General features: G+C 70.6%; 15 protein-coding genes and 2 pseudogenes. 4 read left to right on the top strand and 13 right to left on the bottom strand.

Annotated elements, in window-relative coordinates; all coding sequences use genetic code 11:
• Positions 1–222 precede the first annotated feature (222 nt).
• The 3 genes from QEG98_RS03455 to QEG98_RS03445 all read left to right on the top strand — a co-directional run bounded on the left by QEG98_RS03455 (position 223) and on the right by QEG98_RS03445 (position 2,110).
• Complete coding sequence (locus tag QEG98_RS03455; protein ID WP_316567815.1) at positions 223–1,194, top strand: COX15/CtaA family protein; 972 nt, start codon at positions 223–225, stop codon at positions 1,192–1,194.
• Positions 1,195–1,396: 202 nt separating this feature from the next.
• A complete protein-coding gene (locus tag QEG98_RS03450; protein WP_316565743.1) occupies positions 1,397–1,726 on the top strand; it encodes a hypothetical protein in 330 nt (109 codons plus the stop codon).
• A 6-nt stretch (positions 1,727–1,732) separates the two neighbouring features.
• The gene (locus QEG98_RS03445) at positions 1,733–2,110 is read left to right on the top strand and encodes a DUSAM domain-containing protein (RefSeq protein ID WP_316565742.1); all 378 of its coding nucleotides are present in this window, start codon (positions 1,733–1,735) and stop codon (positions 2,108–2,110) included.
• A gap of 40 nt (positions 2,111–2,150) precedes the next feature.
• Here the strand turns inward: QEG98_RS03445 and QEG98_RS41605 are convergent, their stop codons facing one another.
• The 6 genes and pseudogenes from QEG98_RS41605 to QEG98_RS03420 form a co-directional block, all read right to left on the bottom strand.
• Positions 2,151–2,261 (bottom strand): DUF2379 family protein, encoded by a 111-nt coding sequence (locus QEG98_RS41605; protein ID WP_410477940.1) that lies wholly within the window; start codon positions 2,259–2,261, stop codon positions 2,151–2,153.
• A gap of 27 nt (positions 2,262–2,288) precedes the next feature.
• Positions 2,289–3,802 (bottom strand): annotated as a pseudogene (locus tag QEG98_RS03440) (glycine betaine ABC transporter substrate-binding protein).
• Positions 3,799–4,557 (bottom strand): ATP-binding cassette domain-containing protein, encoded by a 759-nt coding sequence (locus QEG98_RS03435; RefSeq protein ID WP_316565741.1) that lies wholly within the window; start codon positions 4,555–4,557, stop codon positions 3,799–3,801. The pseudogene QEG98_RS03440 and the gene QEG98_RS03435 overlap by 4 nt, the downstream one beginning before the upstream one ends.
• Before the next feature lie 21 nt (positions 4,558–4,578).
• Positions 4,579–5,025: a hypothetical protein gene (locus tag QEG98_RS03430; protein WP_316565740.1), complete on the bottom strand. Its 447-nt coding sequence runs from the start codon at positions 5,023–5,025 to the stop codon at positions 4,579–4,581.
• A 150-nt stretch (positions 5,026–5,175) separates the two neighbouring features.
• The gene (locus tag QEG98_RS03425; protein WP_316565739.1) at positions 5,176–5,817 is read right to left on the bottom strand and encodes a DUF4142 domain-containing protein; all 642 of its coding nucleotides are present in this window, start codon (positions 5,815–5,817) and stop codon (positions 5,176–5,178) included.
• Positions 5,818–5,954: 137 nt separating this feature from the next.
• Complete coding sequence (locus tag QEG98_RS03420) at positions 5,955–7,604, bottom strand: mechanosensitive ion channel family protein (protein WP_090486238.1); 1,650 nt, start codon at positions 7,602–7,604, stop codon at positions 5,955–5,957.
• Between the two features lie 255 nt (positions 7,605–7,859).
• On the opposite strand from QEG98_RS03420, the gene QEG98_RS03415 reads away from it, so the two are divergent.
• A complete protein-coding gene (locus tag QEG98_RS03415) occupies positions 7,860–9,041 on the top strand; it encodes a glycosyltransferase (RefSeq protein WP_316565738.1) in 1,182 nt (393 codons plus the stop codon).
• A 55-nt stretch (positions 9,042–9,096) separates the two neighbouring features.
• Here the strand turns inward: QEG98_RS03415 and QEG98_RS03410 are convergent, their stop codons facing one another.
• The 7 genes and pseudogenes from QEG98_RS03410 to QEG98_RS03380 all read right to left on the bottom strand — a co-directional run bounded on the left by QEG98_RS03410 (position 9,097) and on the right by QEG98_RS03380 (position 19,784).
• The gene (locus QEG98_RS03410) at positions 9,097–9,828 is read right to left on the bottom strand and encodes a hypothetical protein (protein WP_228558090.1); all 732 of its coding nucleotides are present in this window, start codon (positions 9,826–9,828) and stop codon (positions 9,097–9,099) included.
• Positions 9,829–9,881: 53 nt separating this feature from the next.
• On the bottom strand, positions 9,882–11,654 hold the full coding sequence (locus QEG98_RS03405; protein ID WP_316565737.1) for a hypothetical protein: 1,773 nt from the start codon (positions 11,652–11,654) through the stop codon (positions 9,882–9,884).
• A 72-nt stretch (positions 11,655–11,726) separates the two neighbouring features.
• Positions 11,727–13,364 (bottom strand): HEAT repeat domain-containing protein, encoded by a 1,638-nt coding sequence (locus QEG98_RS03400; RefSeq protein WP_316565736.1) that lies wholly within the window; start codon positions 13,362–13,364, stop codon positions 11,727–11,729.
• On the bottom strand, positions 13,331–13,615 hold the full coding sequence (locus QEG98_RS03395) for a hypothetical protein (protein WP_316565735.1): 285 nt from the start codon (positions 13,613–13,615) through the stop codon (positions 13,331–13,333). The genes QEG98_RS03400 and QEG98_RS03395 overlap by 34 nt, the downstream gene beginning before the upstream one ends.
• Positions 13,616–13,724: 109 nt before the next feature.
• Positions 13,725–15,905, bottom strand: a complete 2,181-nt coding sequence (locus tag QEG98_RS03390; RefSeq protein ID WP_316565734.1) for a hypothetical protein — start codon at positions 15,903–15,905, stop codon at positions 13,725–13,727.
• A gap of 213 nt (positions 15,906–16,118) precedes the next feature.
• Positions 16,119–17,438, bottom strand: a complete 1,320-nt coding sequence (locus QEG98_RS03385) for a trypsin-like serine protease (protein WP_316565733.1) — start codon at positions 17,436–17,438, stop codon at positions 16,119–16,121.
• 138 nt (positions 17,439–17,576) lie between these two features.
• Positions 17,577–19,784, bottom strand: a pseudogene (locus QEG98_RS03380) (hypothetical protein).
• Position 19,785: the final 1 nt, after the last annotated feature.

Raw genomic sequence — 19,785 nt, 5'->3', positions numbered from 1 at the left:
CAGTGCCCGGGAGGCGGATTGACTCAAATGGAAATCATCCGCGCGCCCGGACAGGGGGCGGGCATATCCAATGGATGCAGGACAGCATCCATCTGAATCATTCCGGATACACTGGATGTCCAGCCGGCCCGACAGCCGAGCAGCCGCGCTGATGGCCGGGGTGAGCGCCCAAGAGACGTGTGGGACAGCGGCGGGGGGTGGAAGTGGGTTAAGGGGAGCGTGATGACCCACGCTGCCTCGTCCCGCCGGTTCCAGGCCTTCAGCCTGGGGGTGCTTGCCTTCACGCTGGTCGTGATTCTGTGGGGTGCCTTCGTGCGCGCCACGGGCTCGGGTGCCGGCTGTGGAGACCACTGGCCGGTGTGCAACGGCGAGGTCATCCCCCGGGCCCCCAGCGTCCAGACGCTCATCGAATACACGCACCGGCTGACGAGCGGCCTGGCGATGATTCTGGCGGTGGCGCTCTACGTCTGGGCCCGGAGGGGGCACGCCAAGGGCCACCCGGTGCGGAGCGCGGCGGCCTGGGCCCTGTTCTTCATGATGACGGAGGCGCTCGTCGGCGCGGGCATCGTGCTGTTGAAGTACGTGGCGGACAACGCCTCCGTGGGCCGGGCCCTGTGGATGGGCGTGCACCTGGTGAACACCTTCCTGCTGGTGGGTGCGCAGACGCTGGTCATCTGGTTCTCCCGGGGACGCGCCCCCCTGAGCCTTCGGGGACAGGGGCTGCCGGGCGCGCTGATGGGCCTGAGCATCCTGGGGCTGCTGGTGCTGGGCGTGAGTGGCGCCATCGCGGCGCTGGGGGACACCCTGTTCCCGTCCACCACGCTGGCGGAGGGCTTGCGCCAGGATATTTCGGAGACGGCGCACATCCTCATCAAGCTGCGGGTGCTGCACCCGCTGCTCGCGGTGAGCGTGGGCGCGTTCCTGGTGCTGGCGTCGCGGTGGGTGGCGCGGGTGCGGCCATCAGAGGACGTGCGGCGCGCGGCCTCCGCCATCACCGTGCTCTACGCGGTGCAGCTGGGCGCGGGCGTCACCAACCTGCTGCTGCTGGCGCCGGTGTGGATGCAGTTGGTGCACCTGCTGCTGGCGGACTTCGTGTGGATGGCGGTGGTGGTGCTGTGCGCGGCGGGCCTGGCGGCGGATGCGCCCAGGGTGGTGGCGGAAGCCTCGCCTGCTTCGAGCGCCGAGCCCGTCTGACGGCGTTCGCCGTTATCGGACGCAAGGGCGGAGGGCACCCCGCCCCGAAGTACTCATCCAGGGTGATACGCGCAGGGTGACGAACCCGATACATGCGGCCGTCATGTCCAATCGGAACACCCGTCTTTCCCTTGCGTACGCGCTCGCGGCACTTGCACTGGGATGCTCCAGCAGCGCCACTGGCATTTCCAGCCGTCGCGACATGGCCCCTCAAGACGCGTTCGCTCAAGCCGCCTGTCTGGACAGCGCGACATGTTGCATTCAGCGATTCGGTCCGGATGCGTGTGGCCTCTCCGCCACCGAGGCCGCTGTGCTCATGGCGGGCTCCCAGGTCGCGGCGGAGGCCGACGCGCCGGACGTCGCTGACGCCCACAACACCAACCTGCCCGAGTGGAAGCGCCGCTGCATCGCGACCTACGCCGAGTGCAAGGACGACGACTGGCAGGGCTCCTGCTACGCCTGCTTCCGCTACTGCGAGGGCCAGCAGGAATGGCCCATCAACAAGTGCCGCCCCCGCCGGGGCAAGAGGTAACAGGGCATGGCGGATGAATTCGAGTGGGAGCCAGTACGAGCCCTCGCGCGGCGCGTGCGGGACGGTGAACGTCTGACGCTCACGGCGGAGGTGAGGGAAATGCTGGAACGCACCGCGCCGGAGGTAGGCATCGGCAAAGCCGACGCGGCAGCAGCCCTTGCCACGGCCGAAAAGGCCGAGGCCCTTCTGCTGGAATGTGCGCGCCGCATCAAGGAAGGCTCCGACCGCATTGTCGACGCGCTTTACCGTGCCAAGCGTCACCGAAAAGCCGGGGACTTCGACAGCGCCCGCCAGGAAATGCGGGAGGTGCTCGCCATCGAAGTGGTGCCCCTCTATCGCGAGATAGCAGAAGGCCAGCTCGAAGACATGACAGAGGAGCCATGACAACGACAGGAGCACGACGGCTGCCGTGCGGCAGCTCTCGTTACGGTTCGTCGAGAGCGTCCAACTGGACCTGGGCAAGCTCGCGGTAGAACGGACCGACCTCAACATCAAGGAGGTCCAGGAGAGGCTCGCGTTCCCTCGCGAGCGGCAACCGATTCTTCTGGCTCGACGAGCAAGACTAACGCGTCGAACGCGCCGCCGTGCCCAACCGAAGCCCTCGAGGCACCACCACACGCTCCACGACGTCGAACAGGCCACTGGCGAGCAGTGCCAGCGCGGCAGCGGGGGCCGCGCCCTCCAGGATGAGCCGCACATCATCCAACCGGATGCCCGTGAGAATCGGCTGGCCGTAGCCCCCTGCCCCCACCAGCGCGCCCAGCGTGGCGGTCCCCACGTTGATGACCGCGGCCGTCTGGATGCCCGCGAGGATGGATGGCGCCGCCATGGGCAATTCGATGCGCCACAGCCGCGCCAGCGCGGGCAGGCCCAGCGCCTCCGCGGACTCGCGAACCTCGGGTGGGATTCCGGCCAACCCCGCCGCTGTGTTCCGGACAATGGGCAACAGGCTGTAGAGGAACAACGCGGCAATCGCCGGACGTGAGCCGATTCCCAGCAGCGGAATCATCACCACCAGCAGCGCCAGCGACGGCACCGTCTGGATGACCCCCGTCAGCCCCAGCACCCCGCGCCCCAGCCGAGGCCGCCGCGCGGCCAGCACGCCCAAGGGCACCGCGAGCGCCATCGCCGCCAGCAGCGACACACCCACCAAGAACAGGTGCTCCCGCGTCCGCTTCCACACGCGCGCGGCCAATCCGTCCCCGCGCACCTCCGAAGTGACCCCCAGCGCCGTGGCGAGGAAACCCGACGCCACGCGGCCCTCCGACACGCGCTCCAGCCGGGCCGCGCGTTGAGCTTCACCATGTCCTCCTCGGACACGCGGCCCTCCAGACGCAGCATCGCGGCCAGGGCCTCGGGCGCCCGCGCCTCCAGGTCGTCGCGATACAGCAGCACCGCGTCATACGCGGGGAAGTGGCGCAGGTCGTCCTCCAGCACACGCAACCCATACGCCTCAATCTCCGCATCCGTGGAGTACAGGTCCGTGAGCTGGAGCGACCCGCTCTCCATGCCCCGGTACGCCAAATCATGGTCCAGCCCGCGCACGTCCCGCTGCGGCAGCCGGTAGCTGTCTCGCAAGGCGGGCCAGCCATCCGCGCGGTCCATGAACTCGTTGCTGAAACCGAAGCGCAGCGAAGGATGGGCACGCAAATCAGAGATGCGGCGGATGCCCAGCCGCTCGGCCTCCGCTTCCTTCATGCCCAGCGCATACGTGTTGTTGAAGCCCAGCGGCTCGCTCATCCGAAGCCCAGACTCAGCCAGGGCCGCACGCAGCGCCGCGTCGTCCGGCAGGTCGCGCCCGGACAGCAACTCCTGTCGCAACGTGCCCGTGTACTCGGGGTACACGTCGAGCTCGCCCCGGCGCAGCGCCTCCCAGAGCACGGCGGTACCGCCCAGCTCCCGCCGGTGCGTGACCCGCGCACCGGTGCTCCGCGCGAGCTGCGCCGCCGCTTCCCCCAAGATGACGGACTCGGTGAACTTCTTGGAGCCCACGCGCACCCGGGGCACGCCGTCCCCAGACGAGGACGCCCCGCCACACGCCCCCACGAGCAGCAACACCAGGAGCCCCACCCTCACGCCGCGCCTCCCAGCCCACCGCCAGGCAGAGGCCGCTGCGCCTGGATGAACCGGGTGACGAAGTCATCCGTCGGCCGCGCCTCCAAATCCGCGAGCTGTCCCTGCTGCACCACGCGGCCCTCCCGCATGAGCAGGATGCTGTCCCCCAGGAAGCCCGCCTCCGCCAGGTCATGCGTCACCAGCACCACCGTCTTGCGCAGCCGGGCGAAGATGCCGCGCAGGTCACCTTGCAGCTCGTGACGGACCAGCGGATCCAACGCGCCCAGGGGCTCGTCCAGCAGCAACACGTCCGGGTCCAACATCAACGCGCGCATCAGCGCCACCCGCTGGCGCTGGCCACCGGAGAGCTGCGAGGGATAGCGCGCCAGCGCGTCCGTGGGAAAGCGCGTCAGCTCCACCAAGGCCTCCAGCCGCTCGCGCGCCTTCGCCGCGGGCCAGCGCAGGTGGCTCGCCATGAGGGTGACGTTCTCCTCGCCCGTGAGATGCGGAAAGAGGCCGCCACCCTGGAGCGCGTACCCCACGCGATGGCGCACCGCGAGCAGCGCATCGCCTCCCGTGGGCAGCGGCTTGCCATCGAAGAGGACGCGCCCGGTGTCACACGGCAGCAACCCGTTGAGCAGGCGCAGCAGCGTGGACTTGCCACAGCCGCTCGGCCCCAGCAGCACCGTGGTGCGTCCTGTCGGCAGGCTCAAGCTGAGCGGATGCAAGGCCTGCGTGGCCCCGTAGCATTTGGAGACGTCCTGGAGCTCGTACACGAGATGTCGTCCTTCGCTGCATCAAGGCAGGGTGAACGCGCCGTTGCAGACGGCGGGATACGGCGGCTCGGAGGCCCGGTGGCTGCACGCGGCGAAGAGCGCCCGGTCCTCCCACGTCACGGCCGCGGCCCACACGAGCAGCGGCCCCTCGGAAGAAGGCACCATGAAGCGCGCGCATCGCGTGTCCAGGTTCTCCAGTCGGCAGGGCACCTCCTCGACGGGCCCCGCTCCCGGCAGCGCTTCCTCCACCACCGTGGCACCGGGCCCCAACCGTTCGGTGATTCGCGCCTGGGCCTCCGTCAGTGCCTGCTCGGGCGTCAGGTCCTCGCGCTCGGTCAGCCACACCGTCACGCCGTCGCAGCGGTACAGCCGCGAGTCGGCCCGGTCCGGCACCGGCGTGCACCCCTCGAATAATGCGCGGGCTTCGGGGAGGAAGGGGCCCACGGGCGTCGCGCCCTCGGGGGCCACGGGCGACACACGAGGCGCGGGCGCGGCGCACGAGCACAGGGCCCCGGCCGGTACACCCACAGCAGCCTCGCGGCGGTCCTCATGCCGCCGGAGTTAGGCGCCCCCTCTGCGTCACGTCAACCCGGCAGGCCGGGCGAATGGATGGCGCGTTCACTCGAATGACTCTTTCAGCCCTTGAGCCCGCTGCAGATGACGGTCCGCGAGGTTGCCCGTCCTGTCGAGCATGAGGGTGAACGCCCCATCGTTCTTGTACGTCGCCTGCGCCTGCTTCACGAGCCGCAGGCCTTCCTCCTGGTCCTCGATGACGCGCTTCAGGAAGGCCTCGTCGAAGTCCTGGCCCTGCGCCTTGCGGAGCACGTCCAGGTGCTGCTGGGCATACGCCACGGCCTGCTCCAGGCGGGCGTCCGCGCGCTGCATGGGCAGACTCGGTCCCGGGATGAGGCCCCCGTCCTTGCTCCCCGAGCCGCCAATCCCCGCGGTGGTCCGGGGCTGCGTGAGGTCCGCCACCACCATGTCCATGGACGGCGAGCTTCCCCACGCCTTCAAGTCCTGCAGGTGCCGGCGGTGGTCCTCCACCAGCCGCAACGCGAACTGCCGCACCTGCGGGTTGGCCGACTTCTCCAACGCCAGGTTGCCCGCCGCGATGGTCTTCGCGTCGAAGAGGGCGAGCTGTCCCAGGAGCAGGTCCCGCGCTGACAAGACGTTTCGCGTCTGCCCCTGCTGGGGCGCCTCCGCCCGGGCGGTGAGCCCCAGCAGGGGGCAGGTGCCCCACAGGGCCGCAAGGACCGCCACGCCGCCTGCTCTGCCAAGCCTTCCAGTCATGTCCACCTCCCGACGAAGCGATGTCCGAAGGTGGGGGCCGCGTGGCGCCCACGGCAAACACGGCCTGCCCGGCGGGGCCTCCCCATGGGGCCCCGTGAACACGAGACTCAGTCCTGGCGCTTGGCCGCTACCACGACGTTGGCGCCAGCGGGCCCGGACAGCGGCACCACGCCGAGCGTGACGGCGGCGCCATCCTGGACGTTCGCGTGGGTCGCCTCGGCGCGCAGCAGCGGCAGGCCATGCGGCTGCTTCTGGAGGAACGCGATGAGCTTCTCACGAACCATGCAGCGCAAGTCCCACGCCTTGCCCGAATCCGGCGCGCTCACCAACGCGCGCAGCTTGATGGTGCGCTCGGTGCACTCCGTCACCTGAAGGCCCGCCACCTTGCCGTCCCACAGGCCCACGCCGTCCGTCTCGCAGATGCGCCGCAGCTCGGCGCGAACCGCTGGCACGTCCGTGCGGAAGTCCACGAACACCTCCGCGGTGCCCATGATGTCCGGCGACACCTTGCTCCAGTTCTGGAAGGGCTTGTCGAGGAAGTGGCTCATCGGCACCACCAGCCGGCGCAAATCCCACACCTTCACGACGATGTACGTGAGGGTGATTTCCTCCACCCAGCCCCACTCGCCCTCCACGATGACGGTGTCGCCAATGCGCACCGGCTGGGTGATGGAGAGCTGGATGCCCGCCAGCAGGGTGGAGATGGACTTCTGCGCGGCGAGGCCCAGCACCAGGCCGGCGATGCCCGCGGAGGCCAGCAGCGACACACCCACGTTGCGCACCGCCTCGAACTGGAGCAGCAGCAGCGAGCCCGCCACCAGCACCACGGTGCACTCGATGACCCGGCGCATGACGGCCAGTTGCGTGCGCAGCCCGCGCACGCGCGCCACGTCCTGGCTCTCCGTGCCCACGCGGTGCTCCAGGAAGCCCGCCGCCAGCTTCACGAAGCGCATGAGGAACCACGCCAGCGACGCGATGACGAGCGAGCGCGCCACCAGGTCCACCACCTGCTGCGCGGGCGGAGGCAACAGCAGCATCCGCGTGCCGGAGGCCACCACCAGCGCCGCCACCGGGTGCCGCAAGGGCCCCTTCCCCGCCGCCACCAACTGGTCGTCCCACCCCGACTGCGTGATGCCCGTCGCCCGCGAGCCCACCCGCAGCGCCACCGCCTCCACCAGCCGGCCCGCCAGCCACGCCGCCACCAGCAGCACACCCAGGCCCAGCCACTGCCACAGCTCCAGCACCCACACCGGCCGCACGAAGAGCAGCGGCGGCAGCTTCTCCAGCACGGGTGAGCCGTACACGGTGAAAAGCGTGTCGATGGCGCGCACCGTGTCCTCGCTGAAGACCCAGACGGCCCCCTCCGGGCGCTCCATACGCTGCAGGCGGATGTCCACCGCACCGCGCGGCAGCGGAATCTGCCCCAGCGAGTCGTAGACGGGGTCGGCCGGGTCACCTTCCGGCTTCTGGCTGATGTTCGAGTAGTCCAGCCACAGCATCCGGTCCATCACGAACACCAGCCGCCGCGCCAGCCGCAGCCCCTCTTCCGCCTGCTGCTCCGGAGGCAGGTGGGACAGTGACAGGTAGTGGGGCGCGCGCGCCGCGTCCCGCGCGTGGGCCGCGTCCAGGAAGCCCGCCGCTGTCGCCATGGGCGTGCGGCGATCCACATCCACTGGGGGCTCGCCCAGCCCTCCATTCAGCGCGAACCCCGGCAGGGGCAGCAGCAACATCAGGAGCAGGGCGAAGCCACGGCGCATGTCGTTTCCTTCTAGATCCGGAGGGAGATGATTTGAACACCAACAATCACGAACGACACGGGCTGTCCAGGCCCCACGTCACGGCGCGTCACGGAGGAGTGCCTGTCCGGCGGGCGGGCGGACACGCGCTGCTACGCTGGGCGCCATGGCGAGGATTCTCATGGCGGCCCACCCCACGGCGGGTCACACCAACGCACTGCGCGCCATTGGTGGGCGCTTGCGTGAGCTCGGCCACGACCGGCCATCGCGACGGTCGTGGCGCCGGCGCGCTTTCCCGGCCTGATGCCAGAGCCGCTGCGCTTCGCCGCCCAGCTTCCGGAAGCCCTGCGCCAGGACGGGCTCAGGCTGGTGCCCCTGCGCCCCTCTCCGGCCGCGCTCTGGTACGGCGCGCGCATCACCCGGGCCCGGGGACTCGACGAGCTGGGGTGGGCGCTCCGGCTGTTCACCACCGGCATGGAGGGGCACGCACGGCGCATCGCCGAGGAAATCGAAGCCTCTGGGACGGACGTCGTGCTGGCGGACTACCTCATGCCCGCGGCCCTGCTCGCGGCCCGGAGGACGCGGCGCCCCTATGTGGCGCTGTATCACTCCGCCCTTCCGTTCCCCGTGGAGGGCGCGGCGCCTTTTGGGAGTGGGCTCGAGGACGACGCCCCCCGCGATGCCGCATGGACCCAGGCCGAGCAACGGGGGCTCGCGCTGCTGCGCTGGTTCGATGCGCGTGTCGCCCGTGCCGCGAAGCGCCTGCGCGTCCCCTTGAAGACGAGCGGACTGCTCGCGGCGCCCATCTCCGACGACCTCAACCTGATGGCGACGACGCCGGCGCTGGAGCCCGGCCTCGAGCCGCTGTCCGGCCCGGTGGAGATGACCGGCCCGTGCCTGCCCCGGCCCGCGCCCGCGAGCCTGGATGACCCCGCGCTCACCGCCATCCGGCCCGGCCGCACGCACGTCTACGTGTCACTGGGCACGGTGTTCAACGACCAGCCGCACATCTTCCACGCCATCCTGGACGGGCTGGCGCGGCATGACGTGGACGTGGTGGTCAGCGCGGGCGCCAGCTTCGAGCGGCTCCAGGCCCGCGCGGGACCGCGCACGCTGGTGTTCCGCCGCGTCCCCCAGGTGCCCCTGCTTCAGAAGGTGGACCTGGTGGTGACGCATGGCGGGAACAACACCGTTCAGGAAGCGCTCGCGGCCGGGCGGCCCATGGTCGTCGTGCCCTTCGGCGGCGACCAGCTCGCGAACGCGCGGCGCGTGGAGCGGCTGGGCGTGGGCCGCGCCGTGCCGCCCTCCGCGCTGAGCGCCGACGCCATCACCCACGCGCTCACCCAGGTGTCCCAGCCAGAGGTGGCCACCAAGGCCCGCGCCCTGGCCGCGACGCTGGAGGGGGTGGACGGCACCGAACGCGCGGCCCAGGCCGTGCTGCGGCTCCTCCCGACATGACACGGGGCGGAGCGTCCCCTCCGCGCGCTCCGCCCCGCATCCGTCCCCGCTCGCCTCAGGGCGTGCAGGCGCCGTGCGTCACGCTGGTGCACGGGTCGCTGGCGCCACACCGCGTCCAGCGCGCGCAGCGAAGCGCGTTGTAATCCTCGAACGCCTGCACGCTCGTGGTGCGCCGGCCCTGGCTCTGCGACTCCAGGCACAGCTCGTAGTCGGTGATGGGCGTGTTGGGGATTTCATAGACGGTCTCATCCGCGGCCAGCATCCCGCTGGCACTGGCGCACTGGAGCGCGTTCGCGGGCGAGCTCGCGCGGACCTCCACCACGCGCCGGGCGCACAGGTTCGTGTCCTGGATGCCCACCGTGTACACCGTGCCATTCGGGTCGCAGGTGTGCGCCGCCACGGACTGGCAGCTCCCGCTGACACACACGGCGTTCGCGCGGCAGAACTGGCTGTTCCCCGACGAGACACAGCACGCCTCGCCCACTTCGCCGCAGTTGCGGCAGCGCTCGCCCGCGGCCTCCATGACACACGTCAACGTGCCACTGCAGGACGTGGTGCCCGCGTTGACGCAGCAAGCGCCGCCTTCGTTGCCACACGGCTCACACGTGCCGCTGCGGCAGACCAGCCCGGCGTTGCAACTGGCGGAGTCCGTCCTGCAGGCACAGCCGTTGGTTCCATACTGGCTGGGGGAACACGACGATGAGCTGCTCTGGCAACCGCCGCAGCCCGCCAGGAGGGCCATGAACACCATCATCAGCCCCCGAAGAAGGGGAAGGTTCGATTTCACGAGGAAGGTCCTTGTTTGTGGAAGAGTGGAAGTCGTGCTGGCCGGGACGCGGCTCACGGGCTCAGCACCAGGTGGACGCGCTGCCCCTGTCCATCCAGGGCCTGCACCAGCACGCTGAAGTCGTCAGCGAGCGCGAGCGCCCTCAGGACGCGGTAGCCGGCCTTCTTCAACTCCTCCGGCAGCACCTCATCCAACCGCGTGGCCGTCTTCCCGTCGGGTGACGCGAGGAAGGACACCTGCGTCTTGCCGTCCTCGGCGGTGGCGGTCCCCAGCACCCAGCCTCCGTCGTTGATGGCCACGGCCTTCGCGGACACGGCGCCCTTGGGCATCGGCAGCCACCGGGCCTCCTCCTGCCGCGACCAGATGAAAGGACGGGGGCGCTTGTCCGAATCGAGTGCGGTGCCCACGAACACCCCCACGTCGTTCAGCGCGGTGACCTCGGACTCGTTGTCCAGCAGCACCTGCACGTCCTTGCCGTAGACGCGCGCGGCGCGGAGCCCCTTCTCCGTCTCCAGCGTCACCGCCACCTCCCCCAGCGCGTTGAAGAGGACGCGGCTCGGGAGCAGCTCGGACAGGCCGGGGTGCATGGCGGGCCCCACCTCGTCCACGCGGTAGATGCTCTTGCCGTCGTTCGGGTCACGCACCAGCAGCGTGCCGTGTGCGTTGGCCGTCACGGCCTCCCAGCCTTCCAGCCACTGCTCCGCGCCCGCCTTCACGTCCTCCGAACGGAGCAGGAACGCGTTGGGGCCCTTGGAGGTGTATGCCGTGCCGAAGATGTCCCCCGTCGAGTTGACGCCCGCCACGCGCACCTGCTCCGCGCCGAGCACCTCGTTCAGCCAGTACGCCTCGCCCTTGCCCGTCAGCAGGACGTCCGACTCCGCCTCCTTGTACCGGGCAATCACCGCCCCACCGTTGAGCAGGTGCGCGGGGGCGTAGAGCGAATCGATGAGGTACCAGCGCACGAAGGGGAAGACATGCACCAGGCACGGGCGCACGCCCACCTTCACGCTCTTCCGGACGCCGCCCGACGCGCCGTAGACGACGGTGGGCCCCGTCCAGTAGGGCGGCAGGCGCAGCGTGAAGCGCGCGGAGCGCTGGCCCTCGGGGACGCGCACGGGCAGCACGCCCACGCTCGCGTCCACGCTCATCAGGTCCACCAGGATGCCGCCGGTGGGCGCGGGGCTGCTGAGCACCACGTCGCCGGACAGCTCGCTGGGCCCCGAGGACGGGCAACGGCTGCTGGGGGTGACGACCGCCATCGACGACAGCCGGGGGCGCGGGACGCCGCCATATGCGACGAACTGCTTCACCTGGACGTCCTCCGTGAAGTCGATGTCGAAGATGAAGGTCTTGTAGCCGCTCACCTTCGCGCTGGAGCCAGGCGCAAGGGTCAGCTCCACGTTGTGGGGGCAGGCGGCGCTGTCACAGAAGGGGTCATCCGCGCCACGCACCTGCCGGGCGTAGGCCTTGAGCGTCCCCCGCACCCGCGTCACGTAGGTGGAGTCCCCCAGGTTGTAGCGGCTGGGCAAGGTGTCATCGAAGGTCCAGGTGATGACGTTCCCAGAGCGCGAGCCATACATGTGCAGCACCAGGTCCGAGTTGAGACCGAACTGCCGCGCCGGCACGTTGAGGTTCAGCGTGTTCGCCGCCTTCGGCAGCAGCCAGTAGCCGGTGGCGTAGTCATTGCCTTTCACGCGGATGCGCGCGGCGTTGAGCCGGATGTTCGTGCCGCGCCACACGTCGTCCACGACGTCCGCGTGGGCGGCCTGCGCCAGGAAGAAGCCAAGCAGGGCCAGGGGCAACAGCCCGTTGAGACTGCGTTTCATGAGGACCTCGACTGCGGTGGGTGGGTTGAAGCGAAGGGGCTCAGCCGCCGCGGCTGGCCGAGGCCTGGGCCATCAGCGCCATGACGCGGGCCCGGGTGGCGGGCTGCTGGCCGGGACGGACCGAGAGGGCCTGGAGCATCCGGAGGACGGCGGCGCTGTCGTCCATGCGAGGGGTGAGGACGTTGAGCAGCGCGGCCTCGCCCCCGGCGCCAGCTGCCCCGCCACGACCCAGCCGCTCAGGCGCTCCAGCTCGGGTGCGCCCAGGGTGCGCGCATTCAGCGCGTCCAGCAGCGCGCCTTGCACGGCACGCGCTGGCTCGGACATCAACGCGTCCAGCAACATGCGCGTGGCGGCCTCCTGGGGCGCGGTGCGCAGGGCCCCCGCGGCGGCGGAGCGCACCTCGGGCGCCTCGTCACGCAAATGGGGCGACGCCAGGTCCATGACGCGCGCCGTGCCGCTGTTGCCCAGCGCGCGCAGGGAGTGCTCCAGCGACTCGGCGTTGTCCGCGCGCGCCAGAGCGTCCTCCAGCGGGCGCAGGAACTCGGTCACCTCGGGGCTGCCCGCGGGCAGGCGGGAGACGACGGCGCCCAGGGCGTAGGCGGACGCGCGCTCGGCGCCGACGTCACCGGCGGTCCGGGCCTCCGTATTCATCCGCGCCAGCAGCCGGCCCGTCTCGGGCTCCGGCTCGCGGAGGAGGCCCGCGCGCTGCACCATCAGCCCATGCGCGCCGGCATGCTCGCGGGCCTCCGGGGAGACAATCAGCTCGCGCAGCGTGGCCTGGGCCTCGGCGTGCCCCGCGCCGGCCAGCAGGTCCAGCATCAGCTCGCGCATCGCGGGAGACCTGCCCTTCTGGAGGAACAGTTGCCCCAGCTCACCGGCCCGGTGGGGCTCCAGCTCGAGCGCGGCGATGGCCCGCCGCGCGAAGGTGCCCAGCTCGGGGATGGCGCCGGGGTCGGTGGCGGACGCCAGCACCTGGAGCGCCGCGTCCACCGTCATGCCGTCGGCCTGGCTGGTCGTCAGCGCCAGCTTCTCGTCGCCCTCGAAGGCCACCTGCGACGGCGCGCGGACAATGGGCTTGTCCTCCGTGGCCGGCGGCAGCGGCTTCTGCTGACGCGTGGAGAACGCGAGGCGCAGGCGGACGCGCCGCGACATCAGCGAACGGCCATCGGTGTGCGTGGCGTCCAGGATTTCGTCGTGGGACACCCCGGCCAGGAAGCCCTCCGGGTCCCGGTCGAAGTGCGTGAGGGAGCTCAGCGACTGCCGGAAGGCTGGCGCCGTGGCGGCGGCCCGCAGGGACTGGTAGCGCGCGCGGCGGCGCGTCAGGCGCGCGTCCTCGCCGTCGAACTGGAAGCGCGCCTCCACCTCGCCCGTCTGCGTGGACTCGACGGCGCTCCACTCGGCGGCGTCGCGCAGCTCCGTGGGGAACAACTCCGCCGCCAGCGTCTGCGCGACCTGGCGGAACAGGGGCGGCTCCGCGTCGGAGAACCGGACGGCCACGAGCGCGCCCCGCGCGTCCAGCTCCAGCCACGCTGAAGCCGTCTGAGGCAGGTGCGCCTGCACGGCCGCGGCGTCGGGGAAGAGCGCCTGGCCGGAGAGCGTCGCGTCGTGCCGGTCCAGCCGCTTCACCGCCAGCCGCACGCGCGCCCCCTTCGCGCGGACCTCCAGGGCCTGGAGCGTCAGCTCACCCTCCAGGCCCAGCGTGCCATCCATCGTCTGGGGCGCCTCCCCTGCTGCGGAACAGGGAGCGCCACGCGCTGCAGGTCGTTCCAGACGAAGTGGTACGTGCGCTCCTCCCCCACGGTCCACCGGTAGAGCGGCAGCCGGGAGGCGCTCACGGGCGCGGCGGCCACCACGGCTTCCGGCGCGGCGGGGTGGAAGTAGGACCAGACGGGCACCGCGCCCACGAACAGCAGGGTGGTGGTCAGCGCGGCCGTGCGGACGGCGAGCCTCGAGCGACGCATGAAGGACTCCAGACAATGAGGGAGGAGCGCCGCCGCGGCGGCGGATGGGCACACCGCGGCGGCGAAGGGCCCCGGCTCGCGTCAGGCACGAGCCAGGGGGTGCGACGGACTAGTAGACGCGGACCAGCGGCAGCGACTTGGACTCGTTGTAGATGTTCCAGGTGTTGCCGAAGCCGCTCCAGCTCACGATGGTCGTCTCGCCCTTCAGGAAGAGCAGCTCACCGAAGAGCTTGATGCTGCCGTCCAGGAAGCGCAGCTCGACGTCGAGCTTCGACGACGCCCGCAGGAACAGCGTGTTCGGGTTCGTCGGGTGCGAGGGCGAGCTCAGGTAGAGGCCGATGTCGCCGTAGAGCGGCACGTTGACGCGAGCGATGACCAGCTCGCCCCTCACGCCCACCTGGAGGCCCGGAACCCCGATGCCCACGGACGCGAAGCCCTTGACCGAGGCGAACGGGGTGATGGTCCCGTACAGGTCCACGCCCAGCAGGTCTTCGGAGCAGTTGCGGGTGACGGCGCCGCCAATGTTCATCTTCACGCCCGCCTCCGCGGACAGGCCGCCCTGCACGGTGACGGGGACGAACACGACGACAAAGGTCGTGGAGGCCTTCGCGGCGTCACTGTCGAAGACGGGCTTGCCCTCATAGAAGGTGAAGCGCAGCGGGTAGTGCTTGTCGTGGCTGTAGAGGGAGGTGCCCAGCACGCGCGCATCCAGCTTGAGGCGGACGCCATTGCCTTCCGTGCCAGCCTCGCCGCTCACGTGCGCCATCTCGTGCCGGGTGGGGCCGAACACGTTCGCATAGGCGTTGAACTCGCCGTAGAGCCGCACGTCGCTGTCACACCAGGCGCCCAGGGCCTTGGTGCGCAGGCCCGAGCCCGGCTGGACGTACTCCCAGCCGGCCACGTAGTCGTAGCCGCCACCGAAGGTGTCGCCGCCCGCGTAGCCGCTGTCGCTGGCCTCTCCCCCGTGCCGCACCGCGCCCGTGGAGGGGTTCGTCGGCTCGTTCAGCCCGTGGATGTGGGCGCCGTAGATGGCGAGGTACTGCGCCAGCAACGACGAGGAGAGCGTGTAGTCCTTCCGGTCCAGGCCCTTCACCTGGAGCTTGTCCGCGTTGCGCACGAAGCTCTCCGGACCGAAGTCGTTGCCCGTCAGGAAGAGGCACGCCTGCAGGTCGGCCTCGCGGCGCGGGGCCATGGCGGCCTCCAGCATCGTCTTGTACCGGCGGGGGCTCCAGTCACACACCGTGGGGCCCTGGGGGTCGAGGCAGCCGTCCTTCTGCGCCTTGACCAGCGACTCCTCGATGGCCTGGTCCAACCCGTACAGCCGCTCCGCGGTCAGCTTGTCCAGCTCCACCGTCTGGTGGTCGCGCGAGCGGAGGACCTTCGAGGCCTGCGCCCACTCCGCGTAGACGGCGTCGCGCTGACGCAGCAGCGCGGTGAAGGACTCCTGCTCCACCTGGTAGTGGTCGAGCACGTCATCCGCGATGTGGCTGAACTGCTCGGCCTGCTTCTGGTGCCAATCGTCCGACGGAGCGACCCAGTTGCGCGCCTCCAGGTTGTTGGCCAGCTTCGCCGCCTCGGACTTGAAGACATAGCCGTCGGTGCCCTTCGGGTAACGTCCGGGCGTGAAGCGGAAGTACGCGTTCTTCGCCGTGCGCTGCCCGTCCCAGATGGGCGCCAGCTTCTCCTGGTCCCGGCTGTAGAGCACGCGATGCGCGATGCCCTCCTTGCCGAAGGCGCCGTTGAAGAAGGCGCGGGAGTCGTCGCCGTACCGGCCCGCCTGCCGCTCGAAGCGGCTGAAGTCGAGGTACTTCTCGTCAACGAACTCCTGGCAGGACGTCACCTGGGTGCCGTCCTTCTCCCAGCTCTGAATCCGAGACAGGTAGGCCTGCTCCTCCTTCGTCAGGTTCTCCAGGCCCTTGCGGTAGAGAATCTGCCCCTTGAGCACCTGCCCCATGATGCTCTGGTCCATGCCCTGGAAGCGCGTGTCCTTCGGGACGTGGGGCGCGTAGGCCACCGTGTCCACCCCACCCCCCAGCTCCTCGGGCAGCAGCGCCACGCGCTTGGGAGCAGCCTCCCAACCGGCCTTCCACTCCGACTCCACGACCCCCTGGCAGTACGCGTCGTGGACGCTGCCGCAGCTGCTGGCGCGGTAGTCGGCGTCCACGCACTGCTGCAACGTGGGCTTGGGACAGTCCTGCGCGAAGCTCGCGGGCGCGGCCAGCACCGTCGCGGACAAGCCCGCCCAACGCAGCTGGCGGCGTAGCTGTTTCGTGTGTTTCCGCTGATTCATGTAACGCGTCGTCCTTGTTGAGGGACCGGCTCCGGGCTCGGCCCGGCGGAGGCCCAGAGCACGGCGCGTGCCGGAGGCGCTCCACCCGCGCTCCAGAGGGAGGCCACGGGGAACGCGAGGACACGCGAGCAACAAGGGGAGGCGAGGTGTTGTCTGCGAAGCTACGGGCGCGGGTGGCGGCAGGGCCACCCGCGCCCTCACGTCAAAGCGGTGCTACTGGATGGAGTAGGCCACCGTGCCGCTGCAGCTGCCGCTGGAGTAGCAGCCAACGCGCATCTGGTACGTGCCCGCCGCGGGCGCGGTGAAGGACACGTAGGACAGCAGGCTGCAGGAGTCATCGTTGGCCGCCACCTGGGTGTTCGTCGCCGTGTTGTACAGGCGCAGGTAGGTGTCGCCCGTGGCCGTGGCCTGCGGCAGCGAGCAGGTGCCGAAGGACAGCGTCTGGCCAGCCGCCAGCGTCACGCTGACGTTGGTGGTGTTCTGCTGCGCGCTGTTGGTGTTGGTCGCGGAGAAGGTGAAGGTCTTGACCGGCGGGGGCGGGGGCGGCTCGGTGGTGCCGCACAGGCGCATGCTGCCCGCGACGGCGCAGTACGCGTCGATGGCGGGACGCACGTAGGTGATGGACTCGCCACCGCAGCCCGTGTCGGTGCACTGGTTCACGACGTTGCAGCCGCCCTGGCTGACGTAGTCCGTCACGCCCCGGACCAGGATGCCGGCCACGGTGACGTTGTTGTTCTCGTACACGCCCGAGCCCGAGTTGCCACCGAAGGTGTCGGTGTTGGCGACGAAGTAGTCCAGCGTGCCGGCGCGGGCGTCTCGCACCCAGCCACCGTCGTCAATCTTGAACGGGATGCCGCTGCCGGAACCAATCACGGACACGCCCGTGTTCAGCGGCAGGGCGGTGTTGCCCGGACGGACGGGCGCCGGCTCGAAGCGCGGCGTGGCGGGACGGTCCAGCCGGACGACGGCGAAGTCCAGGTTGCGGCCGCCCACCGTGCCCTGCTGGCGCGCGACGATGGACTGGCAGGAGAAGATGTCGGCCGTGGTCACCGTCTGCAGCGTCGTCGCCGACGTGCGGTAGAAGTTGAAGACGAAGCGCGTGTTGGCGCAGGCGGACGCGCTGGTGATGCAGTGCCCCGCGGTGAGCACCAGGTCATCATCGATGAGCGTCCCCGAGCAGAAGGCCGGCGTCGGGTCATTCAGGAAGCGCTGCGTGGAGCAGAGGTTGTAGGCGCTCTGCAGCGTGCTGGCATTGAAGGTGACGTTGTTGGGATTGGAGACGTTGAAGTCCGACGGATTCATCAGCGCCACGGTGGACTTCTCGGCCCGGGTCCGCAGCACGGACGCCGGATAGGCATAGACGTCCGTGCGGTTGTCGGGGCCATAGACGACGGGATGCTCCTGCGAACCCGTCTCGGGGGACTTCTCACCGGAGGGCTCTCCTTCGGGCGCCGGGCCGCAGGCCGCGACAGAGAGGGTACACAGCAGCGCGCCGAACAGCTTTCTGCGAGAGGCGGTACGGGTGATGCGCATGGGCGACCACTCCTAACGATGAGTGCCCGCCGGGAAGGACGGGCCAAGCCACTCTACGCCCGGCCCTGACACAATTTCATGCAATTCAGTTTTAAACTGTTTAACCAGATAGACGCATCAAAATTTTCTTGTCTATCTTCACTGTCCGTATGCGTCATCGAGTATCACGTCGCTGCCCGACCCCGCGGCCTTGGCGGCTTCGACATCCAAGCCCTCGCCATGGCCACGGCCACGGCCCTCGAACATCAGTGATTCGCCATTGAATGACGCGGTGCGAGGGCACGACGGCAGCTTCAAACCGGAGCGCAGCAAGTCACACGGCACCGAGCGCGCGGTGTCGAACGTCGCGTCGCCATCCGTCTCCGCGCGCAGGTAGTGCACCCGCCCCGCCTTGAAGTGCAGCGACACCAGCCCGCGCCCCAACAGCCGCTCCACCTCCGCGCGGGGCCGCGCCTGCCGCCAGGGCTCCTCCCCGCCCTGGGAGAAGGTCAGCCACTTGCGCCACTTCAGCGGCGCCAGTCCCAGGGCCTTCGCGTCCTCGGACCGAACGCGCACGGTGCCGCGGAAGGCCTGACAGTGCGTGGTGTCACAGACGGGGCGCCCCGGGTGACGGCTGTGGCCATGTTGCTCGTTGTGGGCCACCACCCGCGCCAGCGCCACGCGAGCCTCGCCCGTCAGCGTCACGTCCTCGGCGGACACCACGCCCGCAGCGTATTGCAGGCGCGTGGTGCGGAAGACGAAGTCGGAGCCGCGCCGCGCCTTCATGGCGCTGGGGGTGGTGGGAACGCCCGGCGGCGGCCGGTACGGCGGCGGCTCGGAGGTGATGAAGACGCCCGCGTAGTCACGGCCCTCGGCGGGACCACCGGGAAAACGCACGCGCCAGGGCGCGCCCAGACACACGGCCGCGCCACGCTGGGTGAGGGATGCCAGGGGTGCCCAGGTCTCCGCGCCCGCGCGCGGCACACCCTCCACCAGTGCGAAACCCGCGCCGGAGCACCGCGCCTCGACGTCCCCCGGTGGAAGCAGCCCCAGCACCTGCACGCGCGCGGCCTCCAGGCCCGCCTGCTTGCGCGCGCGCCAGCGCCTTGGGCACTTCCTCCGCGAACTGGCGGGGCATGGCGCCGGGCCGCACCACCACCGCCACCAAATCCGGGTCCACGGCGGCAATCCAACCGAACTGGGGCCGGCTCGCCGCGTCGCGCACAGTGCCCGTCTTGGTCGCCACGCCCACCAGTGACTTCGATGCGGGCAAATCCGCCAGCGTGCCGCGCGCGGCATTGTCCGCCAGCAGCGCCACCACATCTGGCCGAGCCTCCGCCAGCAGCCGGTACGCCTGCGCCACGCCCCAGGGCGACACGGCCAGCGTGGAGCGAAGCCCCGTCGCCTCCGCCATGTCCTCCGGCAGGCCCGTCAGTCCCACCGAGGCCAGCACCGGCCCCCACGCGCCGAAGGCCCGGGGCGCAGAACCCCGCGCCTCCCAGTCCAGGAAGTAGCCGTTGCACGAACGCAACAGCGCGGTGCGCGCGTCCACCTTCGCCGGCAACCCCGCGCCGCAGCCCCACTCCGGCACGCCCGGGCGCGGTGGCAGCGCCGGGTGCTCCGCGCCCGCCGCGTACAGGAAGGGCTTGAGCACCGAGCCGTACGGCAGCGCGCGCCGCACGTCGCCCTCCGACAGCAACACCTCTCCCGAATGGCGGCTCACCACCACCGTCGCGGGCCGGGCCTCGCGCACGCCCACGCCTGCCAGTTCGTCGATGGACAGCGGCGACGCCCACCGCGCGCCGTCCTGGCACTGCCGAAGCCTGCGCGACAGCGCCGGAGGAAAGCCCGGGGACTCGCTCAGCAGCCGCGCCAGCGCGCGGCGGGCCCGGGGCGTGTCCACCTCCGGCGCCCCGGCCAGCACCGACGCCGCGCGGGACAACGACAGATAGGGCCCCTCCTTCCACGAGGGCAGCTCGCCACTCACCGCCACGGAGAAGGCTTCGTGGAAGAGGCGGTCCTCGCTGGACTGGGGACACGCCCACCACAGGAACTGGTGTGCCAGCTCGTGCCGGAGCGCCAGCCGCAGCCGCTCATCCAGCACGCCCGGCGTGTTCTGCCGAAGCTCCACCAGCCCCGGGCGCCCCTGGCCGTTGCGCTGGGGCGTCAGCGCCGCGCCCTTCTGGAGGACGATGGAGGCCGGGGCTTCGCCGGCGCGCCTCCGGCCTCCTGGACGTAACGCGCCTCCAGCGCACTCCAGGCGGCCTCGGCCTCGCGGCGCAGCCCGGCCTCGGGTGTCACGTCGCCGCGAGTGACGAAGGTGGGGGTGGCCGCCAGCAGCACGGCCACCGTGACGGCCAACCCCATG

The sequence above is a fragment of the Myxococcus sp. MxC21-1 genome (genome assembly GCF_032612255.1).
In the GTDB taxonomy this organism is placed as follows: domain Bacteria; phylum Myxococcota; class Myxococcia; order Myxococcales; family Myxococcaceae; genus Myxococcus; species Myxococcus virescens.
Note: the sequence above shows the minus strand (reverse complement) of the source record. Positions and strands in the feature narration are given on the sequence as shown.

Bases quoted from the DNA above. Each gene is read 5' to 3' on its own strand.
- QEG98_RS03445 (WP_316565742.1), top strand. From the start codon at position 1,733: ATGGCGGATGAATTCGAGTGGGAGCCAGTACGAGCCCTCGCGCGGCGC.
- QEG98_RS03385 (WP_316565733.1), bottom strand. From the start codon at position 17,438: ATGCGCATCACCCGTACCGCCTCTCGCAGAAAGCTGTTCGGCGCGCTG.
- QEG98_RS03455 (WP_316567815.1), top strand. From the start codon at position 223: ATGACCCACGCTGCCTCGTCCCGCCGGTTCCAGGCCTTCAGCCTGGGG.
- QEG98_RS03450 (WP_316565743.1), top strand. From the start codon at position 1,397: ATGGCCCCTCAAGACGCGTTCGCTCAAGCCGCCTGTCTGGACAGCGCG.
- QEG98_RS03400 (WP_316565736.1), bottom strand. From the start codon at position 13,364: ATGGATGGCACGCTGGGCCTGGAGGGTGAGCTGACGCTCCAGGCCCTG.
- QEG98_RS03395 (WP_316565735.1), bottom strand. From the start codon at position 13,615: ATGCGTCGCTCGAGGCTCGCCGTCCGCACGGCCGCGCTGACCACCACC.
- QEG98_RS03390 (WP_316565734.1), bottom strand. From the start codon at position 15,905: ATGAATCAGCGGAAACACACGAAACAGCTACGCCGCCAGCTGCGTTGG.
- QEG98_RS03405 (WP_316565737.1), bottom strand. From the start codon at position 11,654: ATGAAACGCAGTCTCAACGGGCTGTTGCCCCTGGCCCTGCTTGGCTTC.
- QEG98_RS03420 (WP_090486238.1), bottom strand. From the start codon at position 7,604: ATGCGCCGTGGCTTCGCCCTGCTCCTGATGTTGCTGCTGCCCCTGCCG.